This window comes from Paenarthrobacter histidinolovorans (assembly GCF_014647595.1).
In the GTDB taxonomy this organism is placed as follows: domain Bacteria; phylum Actinomycetota; class Actinomycetes; order Actinomycetales; family Micrococcaceae; genus Arthrobacter; species Arthrobacter histidinolovorans.
This window is the reverse complement of the sequence record NZ_BMPM01000011.1, coordinates 92,547-109,198: the sequence shown is the minus strand read 5'-3', so window position 1 is coordinate 109,198 and position 16,652 is coordinate 92,547. Positions and strand designations below refer to the sequence as shown.

The following is a 16,652-nucleotide window of genomic DNA, read 5'->3' as shown; positions in this document are numbered from 1 at the left end:
TGGTGTTCCCTGTGCCCGCATTCTTGATGCATGCCCGTGAACTCCACCGTCTTGGCCCGGCGAACAACGATCGCCTGTCCGCCGTACGGGTAGCCCTGGGGGTCGCGCTCCCAGGGCTCTTCCTGATCGTCGTCGGCCGCCCGGACCTCATGCTGTATGCCGTCTTCGGCGCACTGACGGGGATGTACGGCCGCAACGAACCCCACCAGCTCAGGCTCAAGCACCAGGCACAGGCGGCGTTGATCCTGGTGGGCGGACTCACCATCGGTGTATTCCTCTCCGTGAACCACATCCATTCGTGGTGGCTGGTGCTGGTGGCTACCCTGTTTGCCGGTGCCGGATCGCTGTATTCGGACCGGGTCCGCCTCAAACCGATCGGACCGTTCTTCGGCATCCTGGCGTTGGGCGCCTGCGCTTCGGTCCACACCAGCGTTCCGTTCACGACGGCGGTACTCATCGGAGCTGCCTCGGCCGCCTTCTCGATTCTGGTCGGGTTCGCAGGCTGGTTCCGCCACCGCACCTGGATGGTCGGCGCTGCCCGGGATGTACCCTCGCTGCGGGGACCGCTTCGCCAGGCGGCCCTTGTCCACGCAGCCCGCTACTCCTTGGCGGTAAGTGCCGCCGGAGCCATTGGAGTGCTGAGTGGGAGCGGCCATCCGCACTGGGCCATGGCCGCAGCCGCAGTGCCGCTTGCCGGTGCTGACCTCCCAAGCCGCGTCCACCGCGGTATCCACCGCATTGTGGGAACTTTCCTCGGGTTGGTGGTGGTCGCCGTCGTGCTTTTCCCAGGTCCGTTGTCGCCGCTCCAGTACTTTCCGGGCCAAACCGCAGTGGTCCTCGCGGTGGTGGTGATGGTCTTCCAGTTCCCCACGGAGCTGTTCATGGCCCGGCATTATGGCTGGGCGATGGTGTTCTTCACCCCGGTGGTCCTGCTGATCGCGCAACTCGCGGCCCCCATGGATCCCGGCGTGCTGGTGATGGAACGCGCCATTGAGACCTTCGTTGGAGCGGTGGTGGGAATCGCGGTCGCGGTGTTGGTGAGGGCGCCGCGGGCAAAGGGAGTGGCTGCCAAGGAGCAAGGAGCCTAGTACATACTGGTTCCATGCAGGCGACGACTGTCTTGGTCGAAGGCGAGAGCGACCGGCTGGCGGTCGAGATGCTCGCCCTTCGCCGTGGCCATGACCTGACCGCGGAACGAGTGTCGGTGGTGCCGATGGGAGGGGCCACAAGCATAGTCCGTTACCTGCAGATTTACGGCCCGGCCGGGGCAAACCACCGGCTCCTTGGGCTATGCGACGAGGGCGAGTCCCGTGGCGTTGCCCGCGCGCTGGGCCGGGCCGGACTGGGTTCGGGCCCCTTGGACGACCTCGGATTCCAGGTTTGCCGCGCGGATCTGGAGGACGAACTCATCCGCTGCCTTGGCGTCGATGCCGTGCTCAACGTCATTGACGCCCAAGGTGAGCTTGCCTCGTTCCGCCTCCTCCAGCGCCAGCCCTCGCAGCGCGGGAAACCGGCACCGGCACAGCTACGCCGCTTCTTCGGGGGTCGCAGCGGGAACAAGATCCGCTACGCGCCCCTGTTGGTGGCGGCCCTGCCGCCGGGGCAGGCGCCCGAGCCGCTCACACGGCTTGTTGAAGCATTTGCGCGTGAAAGTTAGGGTTCCAACGGCCGACGCGGGGGCCCGGAGGTCAGCTTCGCCGGAAGAATGCGCGCGAAGAAGGTAACCACTTTGTACCGCTTGGTGGGGATGGAAACGCCTTTGCCCCTGGCGTTGTCCTCCAGACCTTCCCGGACAACCCGCTCTGCCGTGAGCCACAGGAAGCGGGGGGCCACGGTCTTGTCCATGCCCATGCGATCGTGGAATTCGGTATGCGTGAAGCCCGGGCACACGGCGGTGACCTGCACCCCGGACTTGGCATAGGTGGTGTTGGCCCAACGGCTGAACGTCACCTGCCACGCCTTGGCCGCAGAATACGTGCCGCGGTTCGCGAAGGCCGCGACACTGGCCACATTAATGATCCGGCCCTTGCCGCGGGGCAGCATCACTTCCAGGGCAGCGTGGCACAGTTCCATGGGCGTTTGGACGTGCAGCCTCAAATGGCGGCGTTCTTCGGCCAATTCGTTGTTCTCGAACGACTTCAAGAGCCCGATTCCGGCGTTGTTTACCAGTACATCCACCGGTTTCGCAGCGTCCCGGAGACGGTCCGCCACCGCTGAAACCCCGACGTCGGTGGTCAGGTCCGCGGGCAGGACCTCCGCAGAGATACTGAAGTCGCGCTCGAGTTCCGCGGCTTTTTCCTTAAGGCGCTGCTCGTCGCGTGCTACCAGGACCAAATGGTGCCCCGATTCGGCAAGCTGACGGGCGAACTCGGCACCGAGCCCGGCAGTTGCTCCAGTAACAAGTGCGGTGAGTTCATTGGCTCGAGTCGTCATGGCCCCAGACTAGTCCCCCGTCCCGCGCGCCGAGGGGTTAGCTCTCACCCCTTTGGCCACCCCGAGGGGTTAGCTCTCACCCCTTTTGGCCTCGAGAGAGTCCCGAGAGCTAACCCCTCGCTGCGAATGCTTAGGCGAACGCGGCCAAGGGGTTCGCCAGGCGGCCCGCCATCTGGAGCCCGCCGGAGGGATCCGAGATGTCGAGCATCTGCTGGTTGTTCCGAAGCTGGAGCCGGTTGAGGCAGGACAACTCGAAGTCAGACGCGAAAAGGTCGTGCATGGCGAACTGGTCCGCGAGCTCGGGGTGGCGCTGCTGGTAATCGCGAAGCACGGCGGCGGCGGTCCCCCAGAACTCGTCTTCACGCAGCGTCCCGTCCTCAACAAGGATCGCGGAGAGGAAGCGGAAGATGCAGTCGAACACATCGGTGAAGATGGCCAGGACCATTTCCTCGGCGGGGATCTCGGCCTTGATGCGGGAGACGTCCTCCGGGAGTTCCAGCCGGTCCCCCATGACAACGATTTCCTCGGCGATGTCCTTCATGATCGCCCGGACGGGCACGCCGTCCTCGAGGATCAGGATGACATTTTCTCCGTGGGGCATAAAGGCGAGCTCGTACTCGTAGAGGCAGTGGACCAGCGGGACGAGGTAGGCCTCAAAGTAGCGGCGAAGCCACTCGGTGGGAGCCAGGCCGGACCGGGATATCAGGGCCGAGACCACGGACTCGCCGGAGGAATCCACATGCAGCAACGACGCCATGGTAGCCAGCTGCTGCCCGTCCTCGAGCAACGGCAGCGGACTTTCCCTCCACAGGGCCGAGAGCATCTTGCGGTAGGGCGACCCCTTGGCCGAAGCAGCCTCGTAGTAGTGGTTGTGGTACCCGATGGCCGCGGTTTCACGGATCATGGCCAGGCCCCGGTTCTGGAGCTCCTGGTCCTTGCCGATCAGGTTCTGCAGCCAGTCGTTGATGGCCGGCGTTGCCTTCATGTACTGCGGAGACAGTCCTCGCATGAAGCCCATGTTCAGCACGGACATGGCCGTTTTGACGTAAGCCTTCTCCGGGGAGGTGGTGTTGAAGAACGTCCGGATGGACTGCTGCGCCTGGTACGAATCCTCACCAGTGCCAAGGTTCACAATGTGGCGCTGGGCGATTTCTGCCGCGAACGTCACGGTGAGCTTGTTGTCCCATTGCCACGGGTGGACCGGCATGAGGAGGTATTCCTCGGGATCCAGGCCGGAGGCGGACAGTTCCGCATTGAACCAAGCCAGAGTGGCCGGGCCTAATTCGGCTTCGAAGTGTGTCCGGTAATCCAGCCCTGCGCTGGACGTGAACACTGCCTTGCTGCGGTGGACGGCAATCCACTGCAGCTTCACGGTTGCACCGGTTTCCGGGGCGAACGCGTGGTAGTCGGCAATCCCGAATCCCAGCCGGCCATTGTTGGCCACGAAGCACGGGTGCCCCTCGGTCATGCTGTGCTCAATCGCTTGGAAATCCGCGGCGCGATCAGTACCGCCGGTGATACCCGCAGCCAACTGGGCAGAGGTGAACGGCTTACCCTGCTTGTAGGCGTGACTGGCCAGCGTGCTGCTGATTTCCTCCAGGTACACGGGCAGCATCTCCTGGCGGATCGCCAAGGCCTCGTGGAACTCGGCGATGAAATCCAAAGCATCTATGGGCAGTTCCTCACCGTCGCGCAGGCGGGCTATGGAATCCGCGAAAACGGACCAATGTTCGAGCTGCAGAACCCGGGCGCGGAAGTGGTATTCGGTTGCGTCATCGTCGCTCACAACCTTGTAAAGCCCAATGCCCGCACCTTCATCGCGGATCAGCTCCGGGACAAGGATGCGTTCGTGCGAGAACTCGGCAATCGCCTTGCGGACCAGATGGCGGTTGGCAACGGCCCAGCGTTCCGGGGTCAGGTGCGATACAGAGTCAACGGCGGCGGCAGTCGCGTTGTCAGCAATGGTGGTCACAGGGATTCTCCTCTGGTCGCCGCGACGGGCGCGGCCAGAATCGGGGTCAGGGTGGCGAGGAATTCCTCGCGGGTGCAGAAGCTCAACAGCGCCTTTTTGTGGTCTTCGGCAGGGTCGACGGCGGGAAGGGTCACCACGCCGTGCGGCTGGAAGCCCACCTTCTCGTTCAGGACATGGATCTTGTGGTTGCGGGCGTCAGGCTCGACGACGATCCGCTGGGTTGCGGGGTCAGCGAACAGTTCGGCCATGACAGCCTGCATTACGGCGGTGGTGAAGCCTGGCTGCGGATCAGCGGGGGGCGGAGACACCAACAGGTGCATGCCAACATCGCCGGGCTGAACCTCGTAAACGTCCGCCAATGGCGATGACTCAGGGCGGTACCGCTCCATCAGGAAGGCGGGAACGCCGTCGTCGAGCCCCAGGAACGCTTGGTGATGACCGGATTCGGCGATCTTCGTGTATTCCTCCACAACGTCCTGCCCGGTGGCCGAAACCATGCCCCAGAATCGGGCGTACTCCTGGCTCACCCAGCCGTGGAGGACGGGTGCGTCGGCCACCGGGTCTACGGGTCGGAACGTGAAGCTCATACGGCGGCTCCGGCGGTTTCCGGGGCCGCAGCGGGAACGGGTGCGGGCGCACCGAACTGCTGGAAGGCTATGCTGCGCTCGATCGGGTAGACCTCGCGGCCGGTGATTTCACGAAGGATGACGGAGTTGCGGTAGGCGGCCATGCCGAGGTCCGGCGTGACGAAGCCGTGTGTGTGGAGTTCCGCGTTCTGGACGAAGATTTCGCCGGGTTCCACACCGGTTCCATAGTTGCGCTCCACATCGAAGCGGCCCTTGGAGTCGCGGCGGATCCGGTCATGGATGCCGGCCAGGAAGTTGGGCTCCTTGTAGCTGTAGCCGGTTGCCAGGACCACAGCTTCGGACTCAAGGCTGTAGTCGCGGCCATGTTCTTCGTGGTGCAACTGGAGCGTGTGGGTGCCCGTGGCGGGATCCCAGTCCGCGGCGGTGAGTGACGAGTGCGTGTGCAGCTGCGTGTCCACCATGCCGGAAAGGCTCTTGGTGTACAAGAGGTCGTAGATGTCGTCGATCAGGTCCGAGTTGATGCCCTTGTACAGGTTCTTTTGGCTCTTGATCAGCGAATCCCGCTGCTCGCCCGGGAGTGAGTGGAAGTAGTCCACGTACTCCGGCGAAGTCATCTCCAGAGTGAGTTTGGTGTACTCCAGCGGGAAGAAGCGGCCGGAGCGGGTGACCCAGTTCAGCTGGTAACCGTAGACGTCGATTTCCTGGAGGAGTTCGTAGTAGAGCTCCGCAGCACTCTGGCCGCTGCCCACGATTGTGATGCTGCGCTTGGACTGCAGCTCACTCTTCCGGGACAGGTAGTCGGCGTTGTGGAGGACGAGTCCGCCAGCTTCCACTATTCCTGCACAGGAGTCCGGAACGTACGGGGAGGTTCCCGTGCCCAGGACCAGCTTGCGGGCGCGAAGAACCTCAGCGCCGTCCGGGCCCTGTACCAGAAGGCGGTACACGCCGTCGTCGTAGGTCACATCCAGCACATCCGTGCTAAAACGAACAGACTCAAGCTGGCCGGCCACCCACTGGCAATACTGGTTGTACTCGGCGCGCAGCGGGTAGAAGTTCTCGCGGATATAGAAGCGATAGAGCCGGCCCGTCTGCTTCAGGAAGTTCAGGAACGAGAAAGGCGACGTCGGGTCAGCCAAGGTGACCAGGTCCGCCATGAACGGAACCTGCAGATGCGCCGGCTCCAACATCATGCCGGGGTGCCAGTCGAAGGACTCGCGGCGGTCCAGGAACACACAATCGAGGTTCTCCACTGGTGCGCTAAGCGCTGCGAGGCCCAGGTTGAAGGGCCCGACGCCGATGCCTGCTACGTCGTAAATCCTGGCGTTATCCTGGGTGCTCACGCGGCGGCCTCCGTGGTGTTTGCGAGGAGGCTGGCGCCGGTCCTGCGGATCAATTCGATGATTTCCTGGATGTCCCTCAAGCTGGCTTCAGCGTTGAGGAGGGTGAATTTGAGGTAGTGGCGGCCAGCCACCTTGGTGCCGGCAACAACAGCTTCCCCGGAGGCGAAGATCGCGGCGCGGATGGCGGGGTTGAGGGCATCTGCTGCGTCTTCGTCGAGCCGGGCACCATCAACCTCGGGGCGGTAGCGGAACACCAAGGTGCTCAACTGCGGTGCAGCAGCGAGCTCGAACCCGGCGTCGTCAGCCAGCAAGGTTCCCACCCGGGCGGTGAGGTCGATCGCTTCGTCGAAGAGCGCACCAATGGCGTCCGCGCCCATGATGCGCAGCGTGAGCCACAGCTTCAGGGCATCGAAGCGGCGGGTGGTCTGGATACTCTTGTCCACCTGGTTGGGGATCTCGGCCTTCGCGGCACTCTCCGGGTTGAGGTAGTCCGCGTAGTAGGTAACGTGGCCCATCATGGACCCATTGCGGACCAGGACTGCACTGGAGCTGACCGGCTGGAAGAAGGTCTTGTGGAAGTCCACGGTGACGGAATCGGCCAGGTGGATCCCGTTCAGGAGGTGGCGGTGGCGGCCGGACACGATGAGCCCTCCGCCGTAGGCGCCGTCCACGTGCAGCCAGGAATCGTAGGCGCGAACCAACGCGGCCATTTCGGACAGCGGGTCAACCGAACCGAAGTCCGTTGTCCCTGCCGTTGCTACCACCGCCATAGGTACCAGGCCGGCGTCGTGCGCTTCTGCCAAAGCAGCCGCCAGTGCGGTGGGATCCATGCGGTGGTCGTCGGCAGTGGGAATGGCGATGACGGCGTCGAAGCCCAGGCCCAGCATGGAAGCGGACTTCTGGATGCTGAAGTGGCTGTCCGCCGAGGTGAAGATCCGGAGCCGGTCCAGCAGGTGCGGCAGGCGTGCGTCCCCATTCGCTGCCCGCAGCTTGGCGACGGCGTGATTACGGGCAATCAGCAGCGCCTGGAAGTTCGACTGGCTGCCGCCCGAGGTGAACACACCGTCGGCATCGGCATCAAAACCGATGCGCTCCGCGGTCCAATCGATGAGGCGGCGTTCGATCATGGTGGCGCCGGCGCTCTGGTCCCAGGTGTCCATGGACGAGTTGACGGCCGAGAGTACGGCTTCGCCAACCAGTGCAGGGATGACCACCGGGCAGTTCAGGTGTGCGGCGTAGCGGGCGTCGTGGAAGTAGATGGCGTCCTTGAGGTACAACTCGTCGAGCTCCTCCAGGGCAGCGGCAGTATCGGGCAGCGGACGCTCGAGGTCGACGGCGCCCACCTTGGCCTTCAGTTCAGCATGCGCGACGCCGGTGAAGGGCTGGGCTGTCCGTTGGACCTTGGTGGAGACGGCGTTGACTCCCTGAAGCACCTGCGCCACGTAGCTGGGCGAATTGCGGGCGTTGAACAGCTGGTTTGTGGCAGCGAGGGCCAGCTCCACCTTGGAACCAAAATCCGGTTCCTGAGCGATCCGCTCTTCGACACTGGGTGACGTCACGTCAGCTTCCTTCCGTTTGCGTTGGGGCGCTTGTTAGCAAGGTAAGCCTTACTTAGGTAAGCCTTTCCGTCAAACTTTTGTGACCTATTTCGCTTGGAAGGCGGTTTCTGGGCAAACAACCCCGGGTTCAGTCCGTCATTGACTTTCCTGGATGGCGTTTTGCATGGAGAATACGGTCGCTCCCGGGGCGGAAGTGATGGGCCGCTGCAGCCCTCCGGTGCCGGGCCCCGTTCCCGGTCCCCGGCCCAGGGCCGCCAGGAGTAGAGTGCAGGGACAACGACAGTCCGAGGTTGGGGGACCCATGACAGACCACGTTCACGAGCGGCTCGGTTTCCGCGAAATCGACGAGCATGGCAACGCCGTGCAGGCGGTCAGCCCGCACGTCCCCGAAACGGCGGACCCGCCACCAAAGCGCCTGACCGTGAACCCCTTCATCATCGCCCTCTGGGTTCTCGACGCAGGCTTGATGTGGGTGGGGATCTGGGCCATAGCCACGGCAGCCGGAGCCTTGGTCGCCCCCGCGCCGTATCAGTCTGCCTCAACGGCCCAATTCACGTACATGATGTTGTCGAACGCGCCTTACGCGCTCTTGGGCGCCATTCTGCTCACCGCAGGACTTCTCTTTTGGCATGCCGGCCAGTGGCAAAAAAAGCGGCCAACCGGGTAGTGGTACCTGGTTGGCCGCTTCTCCAAAGGAACAGCGGTCCCGGCTGCTTGAGACCTGCTGCTGGAGCCCGGGCGCTAAAGCACCGTGGCCCCGAGGACGCACTTGACGTCCACCCCTGGCTTTGAGATCTCTGCGTTGATCACCCAGTCGAGAGACTCGTCTGCTGCGGCGTCCATGAAGGTCTGCTCTCCGTGGGCAAGCACGGCAGAAGTCTTTGAATCCACCCAACTCACGGTGATCTTGACTGTTCCCTTGGCACCGGCCGGCGGAGTGACAGTCCCCTTCGCCGTCACCTTCCCGGGCGCCGTGTCGCAGGAGGTCATGGTGGTGGCCTCGATGATGCCAGTGCCCGGGTTCGCCGGCTTTGCCTGGCCCGTGGTGGCGGCTTGGGTCGTGGTTGACGACGGCGGATTGCCCGCTTCGCTGCTGTGCGGCGGAGAACAAGCTGACAATGCTGTGGCGGCAACCAGTATGCCCGCCAGGTACGCTACTGAAATGTTCATGGGATGGTGACACCGCCTGCTGTCTGGGTCCCGAAACGCTTCCGGCGTCCGGAAAGGAACAGGAAGATGCCAGCGCCCACAGCCAGGAGGCCAATGGGCAGCGCGGTGAGAACAACTCCTGTGCGGACCAGCGACCTTCCTTCCGGGTAGCCGGGCACCGGCCGGATCGCCGGGGGGAAGCTCACTACCGCGGTTGCATGAGGCGTGCTCAATGGCGGTCCCGTTGGGGGCGAGGCGGTTGCACTGGCAGTGTTGGCCACCATGCCCGACGTGAAATCCGCCTGTCCGATGACGTATGTCGCTGTAGCGGTCACCGTCTGACCGGGCAGCAGGGTTCCGACTGCGTCGGGCCAGCTGTAGGCCACGGTCGACAACCCGGGGATGGGATCGTTGACCCGCACGCCGTTCAGTGGAACGGTCCCCGTGTTCTTCACCGTGAACGTGTAGGTGATGAGGTCCCCCACACTGAAGGGGTAACTGACAGCCGACGTGTCAGCCACTTTGGTGAACTCCATTCCAACCGACGGAGTCAGTGTCGTATCGGTGGCGCCCGACGGAGGTGCTACCGGCGGACCGCCAGGTGGGGTTCCGGTGACCGTGGCGCCGTTGGCGACATGACCGGCGTTGATGTCCGCCTCTTTGATGGCGTACGTCGCGGTTGCGCTCACTGTTTCACCAGGCAACAGGGTCCCTGCAACGCCGGGCCAGTTGTAGCTCAGGGCAGAGAGTCCGGCAAGGGGGTCGTCAATGGCGACGTTGGTCAATACGATATTGCCGGTGTTCTTCGCCGTGAAAGTGTAGGTGATCCTGTCGCCGGCCTTTGATGGTGACTGCACGGCGGAAGCATCGGCCGTCTTGGTGAATTCCATGCCCGGCGACGGCAACACGGAGGTGTCCGTTGCTGCCGGGGAAGGCGTTACCGGCGGGCCGAGTGGCGGAGTGCCTGTCGCCGTGGCCGTGTTGGCAACGTGACCGGCATTGATATCGGCCAGGGTGACGGCATACGTTGCAGTAGCCGTCATCGTCTGGCCAGGGAGCAGTTCGCCTGCAGTCCCCGGCCAGGCGTAGACCAGTGCCGAGAGGCCTGCCAACGGGTCATCGATGAAGACGTTGGTCAACTTCACGTTCCCGGTGTTGCTGACAGTGAAGGTGTAAGTGATCTTGTCGCCCACGGCGGACGGGTTCCGGATGGCGGAGGCATCGGCCGACTTGCGGAACTCCATGGCGGGTCCATGGGTCAGCGGAGTGTCGGTGGTGCCGGGCGGCGGGGTCACCGGCGGACCGGTCGGAGGATTACCCGAGGTGGTTGCCGAGTTGGCCACGTGTCCTGCGTCAATGTCAGCCTGCGCGATGGCGTAGCTTGCCATCGCCGTGACAGTCTCGCCCGGCAGCAAGGTGCCCGGGGTTCCCGGCCAGCTGTACGTCAGGGTGGAGAGGCCAGCCAGGGGGTCGTTGATGACAACATCCGTCAGCGCCACATTTCCAGTGTTGGTGGCCGTGAAGGAGTAGGTGATCTTGTCACCAACCACGGAGGGCGACTGGACCCCGGACGCGTCAGCACTCTTGGTGAATGTCATCGAAGGAGCCGACTGTGCGGTGTTGGTCAGCACGCAGTTGATGTCTGCGCCGGCAACCGGTACCAGCGCCAGGGAGCCATCAAACGCAGCGCCGGCCGGCAGGTTGGTCTGCAGTCCGTTGGCGTCCGTGCAGGTGATGGACTTGTTGTAATCGGACAGGTTGGACCCGCCTGACTCGGTGAGGTAGTAGCTGGTACCCGCATCGGCAAGGTAAGTGCCCGTGGTACCGGATCCGACCGAAACTGTTGAACCGGAGCCACTGGTAGTGGCGTTCGAGGTGTTGCTGACAACCTGGCCGGAGGCAGAACCCGAACGGATCTCCATGGTGAACTGATCCGCATCAGCCAGTCGCGGAGCGTCCAGGGCCTTGCTCAAGGCAATACGGGGAGCGCGGACAACAAGCGTCGCGTCTGCCGGCGGATTCAGGTTGGTGACAATGTTCGCCGGACCGTTGACATACGTTCCCTCGGTATCCGACGTGACGTCAACCGTGATGGTGCAGGACTCCATATCGGCCGCCAGGTCGCCACCACTTACGGAGATGGAATCAGCGCCGGCGACCGCTGTCTTGACGAACGGAGCAGTGCCGGCAGCCTGAACACAGGTCCCGCCAACATTGGGGCTTCCTGCGACTACCAGACCGGCCGGAAGGGTGTCCGTGATGGACCAGTCGCTCTTGGACTTGACGTCGTCAGTGTTGGTGACGGTCAGGGAAAGCGTGGACGTTCCGCCCGGTGCGATGAGCGCAGGAGAGAACGACTTGTCCAGCTGCGGCGTTACATCCACAATCCGGGGCAGGTCGAACGCTACGTCGTTGCCGATGCCCGTCGTCGCTTCGTTGCGCAGTTCAAGGCCAAGCGAGGGCGCGGTCCCCGCAGGTATCTGATACGCATCCGACTGCAGCTTGGTGACCTGGACTTCCGGCGAGGTACTGGTCCCACAGGGATCCAAACCCTTCGCCAGTACCACCGGAGTCCCGTTGAGGAGCAAACTGAAGGTTTCCTTGGCGTGCGCTGCGTGGCAATTCACCTCGGCGAAGTAGGCAGACACCGCATAGTAGTGCCCGGCTATCGCGGGGATACTGTTGGACTGCGTTCGGAATTCAGTACCCGCGGTAATCCGCCCATCAGAACTGTTCGTGTATTCGGACAGCGCCTGGTTTCCGGAGGCTTGGGCTGGCGTCATCCCTTGTGCCTGGCCGAGAGCCGACGACATCTGCTGGATCTGTTGCCACCCGCCTTGGTTTCTTTGGCATCCAACGTCCGAGGATGGCAAAGGAGTAACCGAGCTGAGGATCCACCCGTTGCACTGCCCACCGGCCGGCGTATAGGGCTGGTCGGCAGCGTAGGACTCACCGGCAGCGGCCGGGCCTCCTGTGTAGTTGATCAGGTTGATGGCCGCTGTGGTCGCATCACTGTTTGAGAAGTCCTCGGTATAGACCGCTGTTCCAGGCTGGGCAATGCCCGGACTACCGGATGTGGTAGCCGAGGCATGCTGCGCCGAAGCGGGGTATATGCCAAGAACAATGACGGCTGCCGCAAGCACGGTCGCCAACAGTCTTCGTAAGTATGAAGACTTCATTGAATCTCTTGTCTGTTTGGACCACACCAAGGACGTAGTGGAGGCACTGGGTCCCTTTCATGAGGCGGCGGATGCGGGAACGTTGCTGCCAAAAAGCATGCGCACCGCACAGCGATTCATGACGCGCAAAGGCGACTGTCCCTCTGTGTAGCGCCCAGGCAAAGGCATCTCAACTGCATAGTGTGCGAAAACCGCAAATCGTGACGCAAAATCAGAAAAAAGTTTTTTGGGCCCGCGAATTGAGCTCTTCGGACGACTTAGTGGAAGGTGCTGATGAAGGATTTCGGCACGATGTCCTGCCCTCCGAGTTGGTAAGCCACGGTGCTGCTCGTCGCGCCCTCCTCCATGGTTACGGGAAGAACAAACGCCAACTGGTCTGCGTCCAGGTCCGCGGCGGTGCATCTGATCTGATGGGACTCTGAAATATCGCAGCCCCATCCGGCCGGCACCACAGCTTGATCCGCAACGAACGTGGATTCTGCTGGCAACGAGAAGATCGCTTCGGCAGCGCCCGGCGATCCATCCCCGCTCAGCGAAAACCGGATGTAGAGGTTTCGATGAAGGGGCCCTGGGCCCTCACTTGCCGCCGTGAACGTCGCTTCGACCGTTTGCCTCGGGGGTGCCGCTGGAGGGGCAGCCTGCGGCGCCGTCGTCGAGTAAGTGATCCCGGGGTCCACGACGACCGCGCGCCTTCCCGGCGGCTCTTCCGGCGGAATCACGACGGCGGGAGGTTGGCTGGCGGTCTCGGATGGCACAGCCGTTGGCCCAACGACAGGGAGGAGCGGTGGCTCCGCTGTGGCACTGGGTTCGGGCGCCGCGCTGCTGCTTGGAACCGGGTTGGGCGCCTGTTCTTTGGTTGTCGGAATACTGGCAGGAGATTCTGCAACAGTCACGGAGGCGGGACCGGGGACGGGTTGCAGGAACCAGGTGAGGACCCCGGCCAGGGCTGCGACACCCATCACGGAGGCTGCCGGGATTTTCCAGGACTGGCTGACTCCGTGAAAGCCAAAGGCGGCGGCTTTACCTCCCACCGCCCCGGCACCGGCGCCCGGCCAGCCGACGGCTGCGGCAGCCGCCGGGGTAAAGGCAACGCCCGCAACCAAGGGGAAGAGGATGGCGCGCATGCCGCCCTGGATGTCGTTGAGTTCCATCAACAAAGCAGTGCACTTGGCGCAGTCTTCAAGGTGGGTTTCCACCTTTTCCTTGGAAGTACGTTTGAGGGCGTTGCGCACATATTTGCCGAGCTGGCCGGCAAATTCGTCGCAGGCCTGGTCAACGCTGCGGCTGATGTGGTGTTGGAGGTAGGCCTGACGCAGGCCTTCCCTGGCCCGGATGGCCAAGGAGGAGACGCCGTTGGGCGTAAGGCCCACCAGCGGGGCGACAGCGGCCGGCTTCAAACCCTCGATATCAAGGTGGAACAGGACAGCCTGCCAACGTTCGGGCAGTGATTTGAAGGCACCTGCCATGATGCTCGACTCAAGATCACCCACCACAGGATCGTCATCATGGACAGCTGAATCCAGGATGGCGTCGTCCGCTGCGGTTTGCGTGAGCCTGGCTTTCCGGTTGCGTTCGTGCGCTGTGCGCCGCACAACCGTCAGGAGGTACGAACGGAAAAACTCCTTGGGACCTTTGCCGTCTTTCAGGGATTGGAAGATGGTGGCGAAGGCCTCCGCGACGACGTCATCGGCGTCGCTGGGGTTGTCCGACTGCGTGCGTGCGACGTAGTGGGCGATCTGGACATGCCGCTTGTAAAGAGTGTCAAAGGCGTCCGTGACACCTTGGCGGACGAGGTTCAGGATTTGGGGATCGCTGTCATTTTCGGCAGCCAAAGTTGGGGACGCCCCACCGGCCCCGGACGTCAATACTTGATCCATAAACAATAGTGTGACATCAGGTTGCAAATTGACTTGAATAACAGGTTACTTAGGACTATAAGGGGCGAAAATTTTCGTCGAATTGGCGACACAAAACCGCGCCGACCACCACTAACAAGCATGAAGTTTTTCAAATCCGGCCGCGGGCGGGCGCTCAGGGGTTTCAGAGGGCGGTCTTCGTTGACCAGGATGGTTCGTTCCACGCGCGCGGGGGCCATTGTGCCGCTCCGAAGTGCGGCAACACCGGCCGCCCCCGCCCGGCGCTATGGTTGCCCCTCCCTGGTCGGGCGATCAAAATCCGTGACGCTGATCCATGGTGCAGACAAGTCCACGGCCCTGGCAGGAGAGACGGTGATCTTCACGGCATGGATCATGAACGACTCCACCTGCCATCTTCGTAACATTCGTCTTATTCCACGGTCCTTCACCAACGAGGCCATGGAATCCCTCGCTTACACCTCCAGCCCGAACCGCCACCATCTGTCCGTCGGCTCCCTGGCTCCAGGGGAAGGGGTGATGCGAAGCTTCTCCTATCGCGTCACAGAGGCAGACCACGTCCACGGGGGGAGCCTGGTGAGTGCCATGCAGGTCCGCGCGTGGTGCCTCGGCCAGGAAGTCGTCGACGAACAAGATGCCATCGTGGCACTCTCAGGTGCCTGGCTGGACTGGCCTTCCCGTTCAGCGCGGCCTGGCCTGGGCTTCTGGACCTCGGCAACCGTCACGTCAGTATCGCCGCGGCGAAAACCCCAAGCGCCGGGCGTCCGGGGCGGCTGATTCCACGTGGTTAGTTGTTGTCTGCTTCCGATTCAACGGCGGGCTTTTCCTTGGGCCAGTCCACGTCCTGCTCGTAGCCTTCGTGCTTTTTCAGGTACCCGGCAATGAACGGGCAGTGCGGAATGATGCGCTTTCCCGAGGCCACGACGTCGTCCAGGGCAAAGTGTGCCAGAACGTTGGCCAGGCCTTGCCCCTTGAACTGGGATCTCGTCTCGGTGTGGATGAAATCGATGTGACCGGGCCTGTCCAGGAACTGCGAAATCACCGCCAACTCCCCGTCTACGTGCAACTCGTAGCGGTGGAACTTGTCGTTGCGCAAGGTAGTAACGCCAGGGCGGAACGACTCGGCCAGTGAATCCGTATTCTCGGTCATGGTTCGAGATTGGCACGTAAATCGTGTGCTGGCAACGTAACCGGGGTCGCCTGCTGCGCTTCGGCAGGTTCTGCCTCCGCCGGCGGGAGGGCCGGCGTCGGTACCCTGCCCAAAAGCAGGACGGACAGCGCGAAGCACGCCGCTCCCCCACCCAGCAAGGCGAGCGTCAGACCGTTGAAGGCGGCGTCAGCCACAGGGACAAAAACGACGACGGCGGCCGTCACCACGGCGGCCCGCGCCGGGCCTCGGGCGTGGCTGGCTGCCATGGGGCGATCCTCCAGCCTGCCGAAAAGCAGTATCACCGGGACGAGCAGTGCAACAACGGCGAAGAAGACGGGGATGCGGGCCCACCACCACTCAGCCGTTTCCGCCACCGGCCTGGGCAGGTCGGTGAGCAACAACAAGCCGGACATGCCAACCAGGACAGGAAGGTGCCATAGATAAACGGTCATGGAGCGGCGACCAGCCACGGCAATCACCGCGCGGATCCACCGAACTTCGGCGAGCCATCGTGCTCCGCCGGCCAGGAGTTGCAGGGTGGCCGTCTGGGAAATGCCCAACAGAAGCAGGCACAAGTTGGGTGGATTGATGTTCACCACCATGTTCCCCGGATATACACCGACTCCGGTGACAAGTCCCAGGAGGAGGTTGCTGCAGATGATGGCGCCCACCAGCCAGGTGCGGCTGCGGTGCTTGAAGAAGCCGTCGGCCTTGAAGAATCCCAGCTGCTGCACGGCGCACCACACGAAAATCATGTTGGTAAAGGCCAGCACGGGAATGGCGCCGCGGAGCGAGTCGATGGTGATGATGAAAGCCACCAGAACCCCGAATGTCAGCAACGGCGCACGTCCATGGAATCTTGCCAATAGCGGGATGCTGAGCTGGGCTGTGAGGTACGCGGCAAGGAACCACAGCGGCATCGCGGCTCCGGCAGTCATCAACTGGATGACTTGCGGATGGACACCCAGCAGCAGCGCGATCCACAGCCCTCCCCACATGACGGCAAGCAGGGCCATGGCCGGACGTACCAGCCGCAGAAGGCGGAGTTGGGCGAAGTCGAACCCGGTCCCGCCGGTTACCTTCAAGCGACGCCACGACTGGAGTCCGGTGACGCCGCCCAGAACGAAGAACAGCGGAACGATCATCAGGACCCAGAGCACGGGCGTGAACCACCCCTGCTCCATGAGCACGTTCCGGGTCTCGACTGTTCCGTCCCTGCGCAGGACAGGACTCACCATCATGCAATGGGCGGCCACCACCAGGAGCAGGCACGTGAACCGGACAAGGTCGATCGCCGGATCCCTCTGCGCAGCCGTTTGGCTCACCGCAGGAAACGCGCGCCTTTCCATGGCTCTCCCTACCAGGCCAGCACCCGGGTGCTCACTCCGGGTGTGCTGACTCCATTGTCC

The 16,652-nt window shown here is 63.1% G+C and carries 14 protein-coding genes; 4 read left to right on the top strand and 10 right to left on the bottom strand.

Annotation, left to right across the window (positions count from 1 at the left end; genetic code table 11):
* The first annotated feature begins 11 nt into the window (after positions 1-11).
* Positions 12-1,088, top strand: a complete 1,077-nt coding sequence (locus IEY62_RS20150) for an FUSC family protein (RefSeq protein WP_229785477.1) — start codon at positions 12-14, stop codon at positions 1,086-1,088.
* Positions 1,089-1,102: 14 nt separating this feature from the next.
* Positions 1,103-1,657 carry a TOPRIM nucleotidyl transferase/hydrolase domain-containing protein gene (locus tag IEY62_RS20145; RefSeq protein WP_189021185.1) on the top strand — a complete coding sequence of 185 codons (555 nt, stop codon included), beginning with the start codon at positions 1,103-1,105 and terminating at the stop codon, positions 1,655-1,657.
* On the opposite strand, the gene IEY62_RS20140 is transcribed toward IEY62_RS20145, so the two are convergent.
* The 5 genes from IEY62_RS20140 to IEY62_RS20120 all read right to left on the bottom strand — a co-directional run bounded on the left by IEY62_RS20140 (position 1,654) and on the right by IEY62_RS20120 (position 7,891).
* Positions 1,654-2,433, bottom strand: coding sequence for an SDR family NAD(P)-dependent oxidoreductase (locus tag IEY62_RS20140; RefSeq protein WP_189021184.1), 780 nt, complete (start codon positions 2,431-2,433; stop codon positions 1,654-1,656). The two genes, IEY62_RS20145 and IEY62_RS20140, sit on opposite strands and share 4 nt — an antisense overlap.
* Before the next feature lie 130 nt (positions 2,434-2,563).
* Positions 2,564-4,405: an IucA/IucC family protein gene (locus tag IEY62_RS20135; RefSeq protein WP_189021183.1), complete on the bottom strand. Its 1,842-nt coding sequence runs from the start codon at positions 4,403-4,405 to the stop codon at positions 2,564-2,566.
* A complete protein-coding gene (locus IEY62_RS20130) occupies positions 4,402-4,992 on the bottom strand; it encodes a GNAT family N-acetyltransferase (RefSeq protein ID WP_189021182.1) in 591 nt (196 codons plus the stop codon). The genes IEY62_RS20135 and IEY62_RS20130 overlap by 4 nt, the downstream gene beginning before the upstream one ends.
* On the bottom strand, positions 4,989-6,332 hold the full coding sequence (locus IEY62_RS20125) for a lysine N(6)-hydroxylase/L-ornithine N(5)-oxygenase family protein (RefSeq protein ID WP_189021181.1): 1,344 nt from the start codon (positions 6,330-6,332) through the stop codon (positions 4,989-4,991). Before IEY62_RS20125 ends, IEY62_RS20130 begins: the two co-directional genes overlap by 4 nt.
* Complete coding sequence (locus tag IEY62_RS20120; protein ID WP_308424495.1) at positions 6,329-7,891, bottom strand: pyridoxal phosphate-dependent decarboxylase family protein; 1,563 nt, start codon at positions 7,889-7,891, stop codon at positions 6,329-6,331. The genes IEY62_RS20125 and IEY62_RS20120 overlap by 4 nt, the downstream gene beginning before the upstream one ends.
* A 301-nt stretch (positions 7,892-8,192) precedes the next feature.
* Between IEY62_RS20120 and IEY62_RS20115 the strand changes: the two genes are divergently transcribed.
* Entirely contained in the window at positions 8,193-8,558 is a 366-nt protein-coding gene (locus tag IEY62_RS20115; protein ID WP_189021180.1) for a hypothetical protein, read from the top strand.
* Between the two features lie 74 nt (positions 8,559-8,632).
* On the opposite strand, the gene IEY62_RS20110 is transcribed toward IEY62_RS20115, so the two are convergent.
* The 3 genes from IEY62_RS20110 to IEY62_RS20100 form a co-directional block, all read right to left on the bottom strand.
* Positions 8,633-9,061, bottom strand: coding sequence for a hypothetical protein (locus tag IEY62_RS20110; protein WP_189021179.1), 429 nt, complete (start codon positions 9,059-9,061; stop codon positions 8,633-8,635).
* Complete coding sequence (locus IEY62_RS20105) at positions 9,058-12,183, bottom strand: DUF7507 domain-containing protein (protein ID WP_229785476.1); 3,126 nt, start codon at positions 12,181-12,183, stop codon at positions 9,058-9,060. The genes IEY62_RS20110 and IEY62_RS20105 overlap by 4 nt, the downstream gene beginning before the upstream one ends.
* 293 nt (positions 12,184-12,476) lie before the next feature.
* Entirely contained in the window at positions 12,477-14,096 is a 1,620-nt protein-coding gene (locus IEY62_RS20100) for a sigma-70 family RNA polymerase sigma factor (RefSeq protein WP_189021177.1), read from the bottom strand.
* Positions 14,097-14,396: 300 nt separating this feature from the next.
* Between IEY62_RS20100 and IEY62_RS20095 the strand changes: the two genes are divergently transcribed.
* On the top strand, positions 14,397-14,870 hold the full coding sequence (locus tag IEY62_RS20095; RefSeq protein WP_189021176.1) for a hypothetical protein: 474 nt from the start codon (positions 14,397-14,399) through the stop codon (positions 14,868-14,870).
* Positions 14,871-14,880: 10 nt separating this feature from the next.
* On the opposite strand, the gene IEY62_RS20090 is transcribed toward IEY62_RS20095, so the two are convergent.
* Both IEY62_RS20090 and IEY62_RS20085 read right to left on the bottom strand, forming a co-directional pair.
* Positions 14,881-15,243 (bottom strand): GNAT family N-acetyltransferase, encoded by a 363-nt coding sequence (locus IEY62_RS20090; RefSeq protein WP_189021175.1) that lies wholly within the window; start codon positions 15,241-15,243, stop codon positions 14,881-14,883.
* Positions 15,240-16,592: an acyltransferase family protein gene (locus IEY62_RS20085; protein WP_189021174.1), complete on the bottom strand. Its 1,353-nt coding sequence runs from the start codon at positions 16,590-16,592 to the stop codon at positions 15,240-15,242. The genes IEY62_RS20090 and IEY62_RS20085 overlap by 4 nt, the downstream gene beginning before the upstream one ends.
* Positions 16,593-16,652 lie beyond the last annotated feature (60 nt).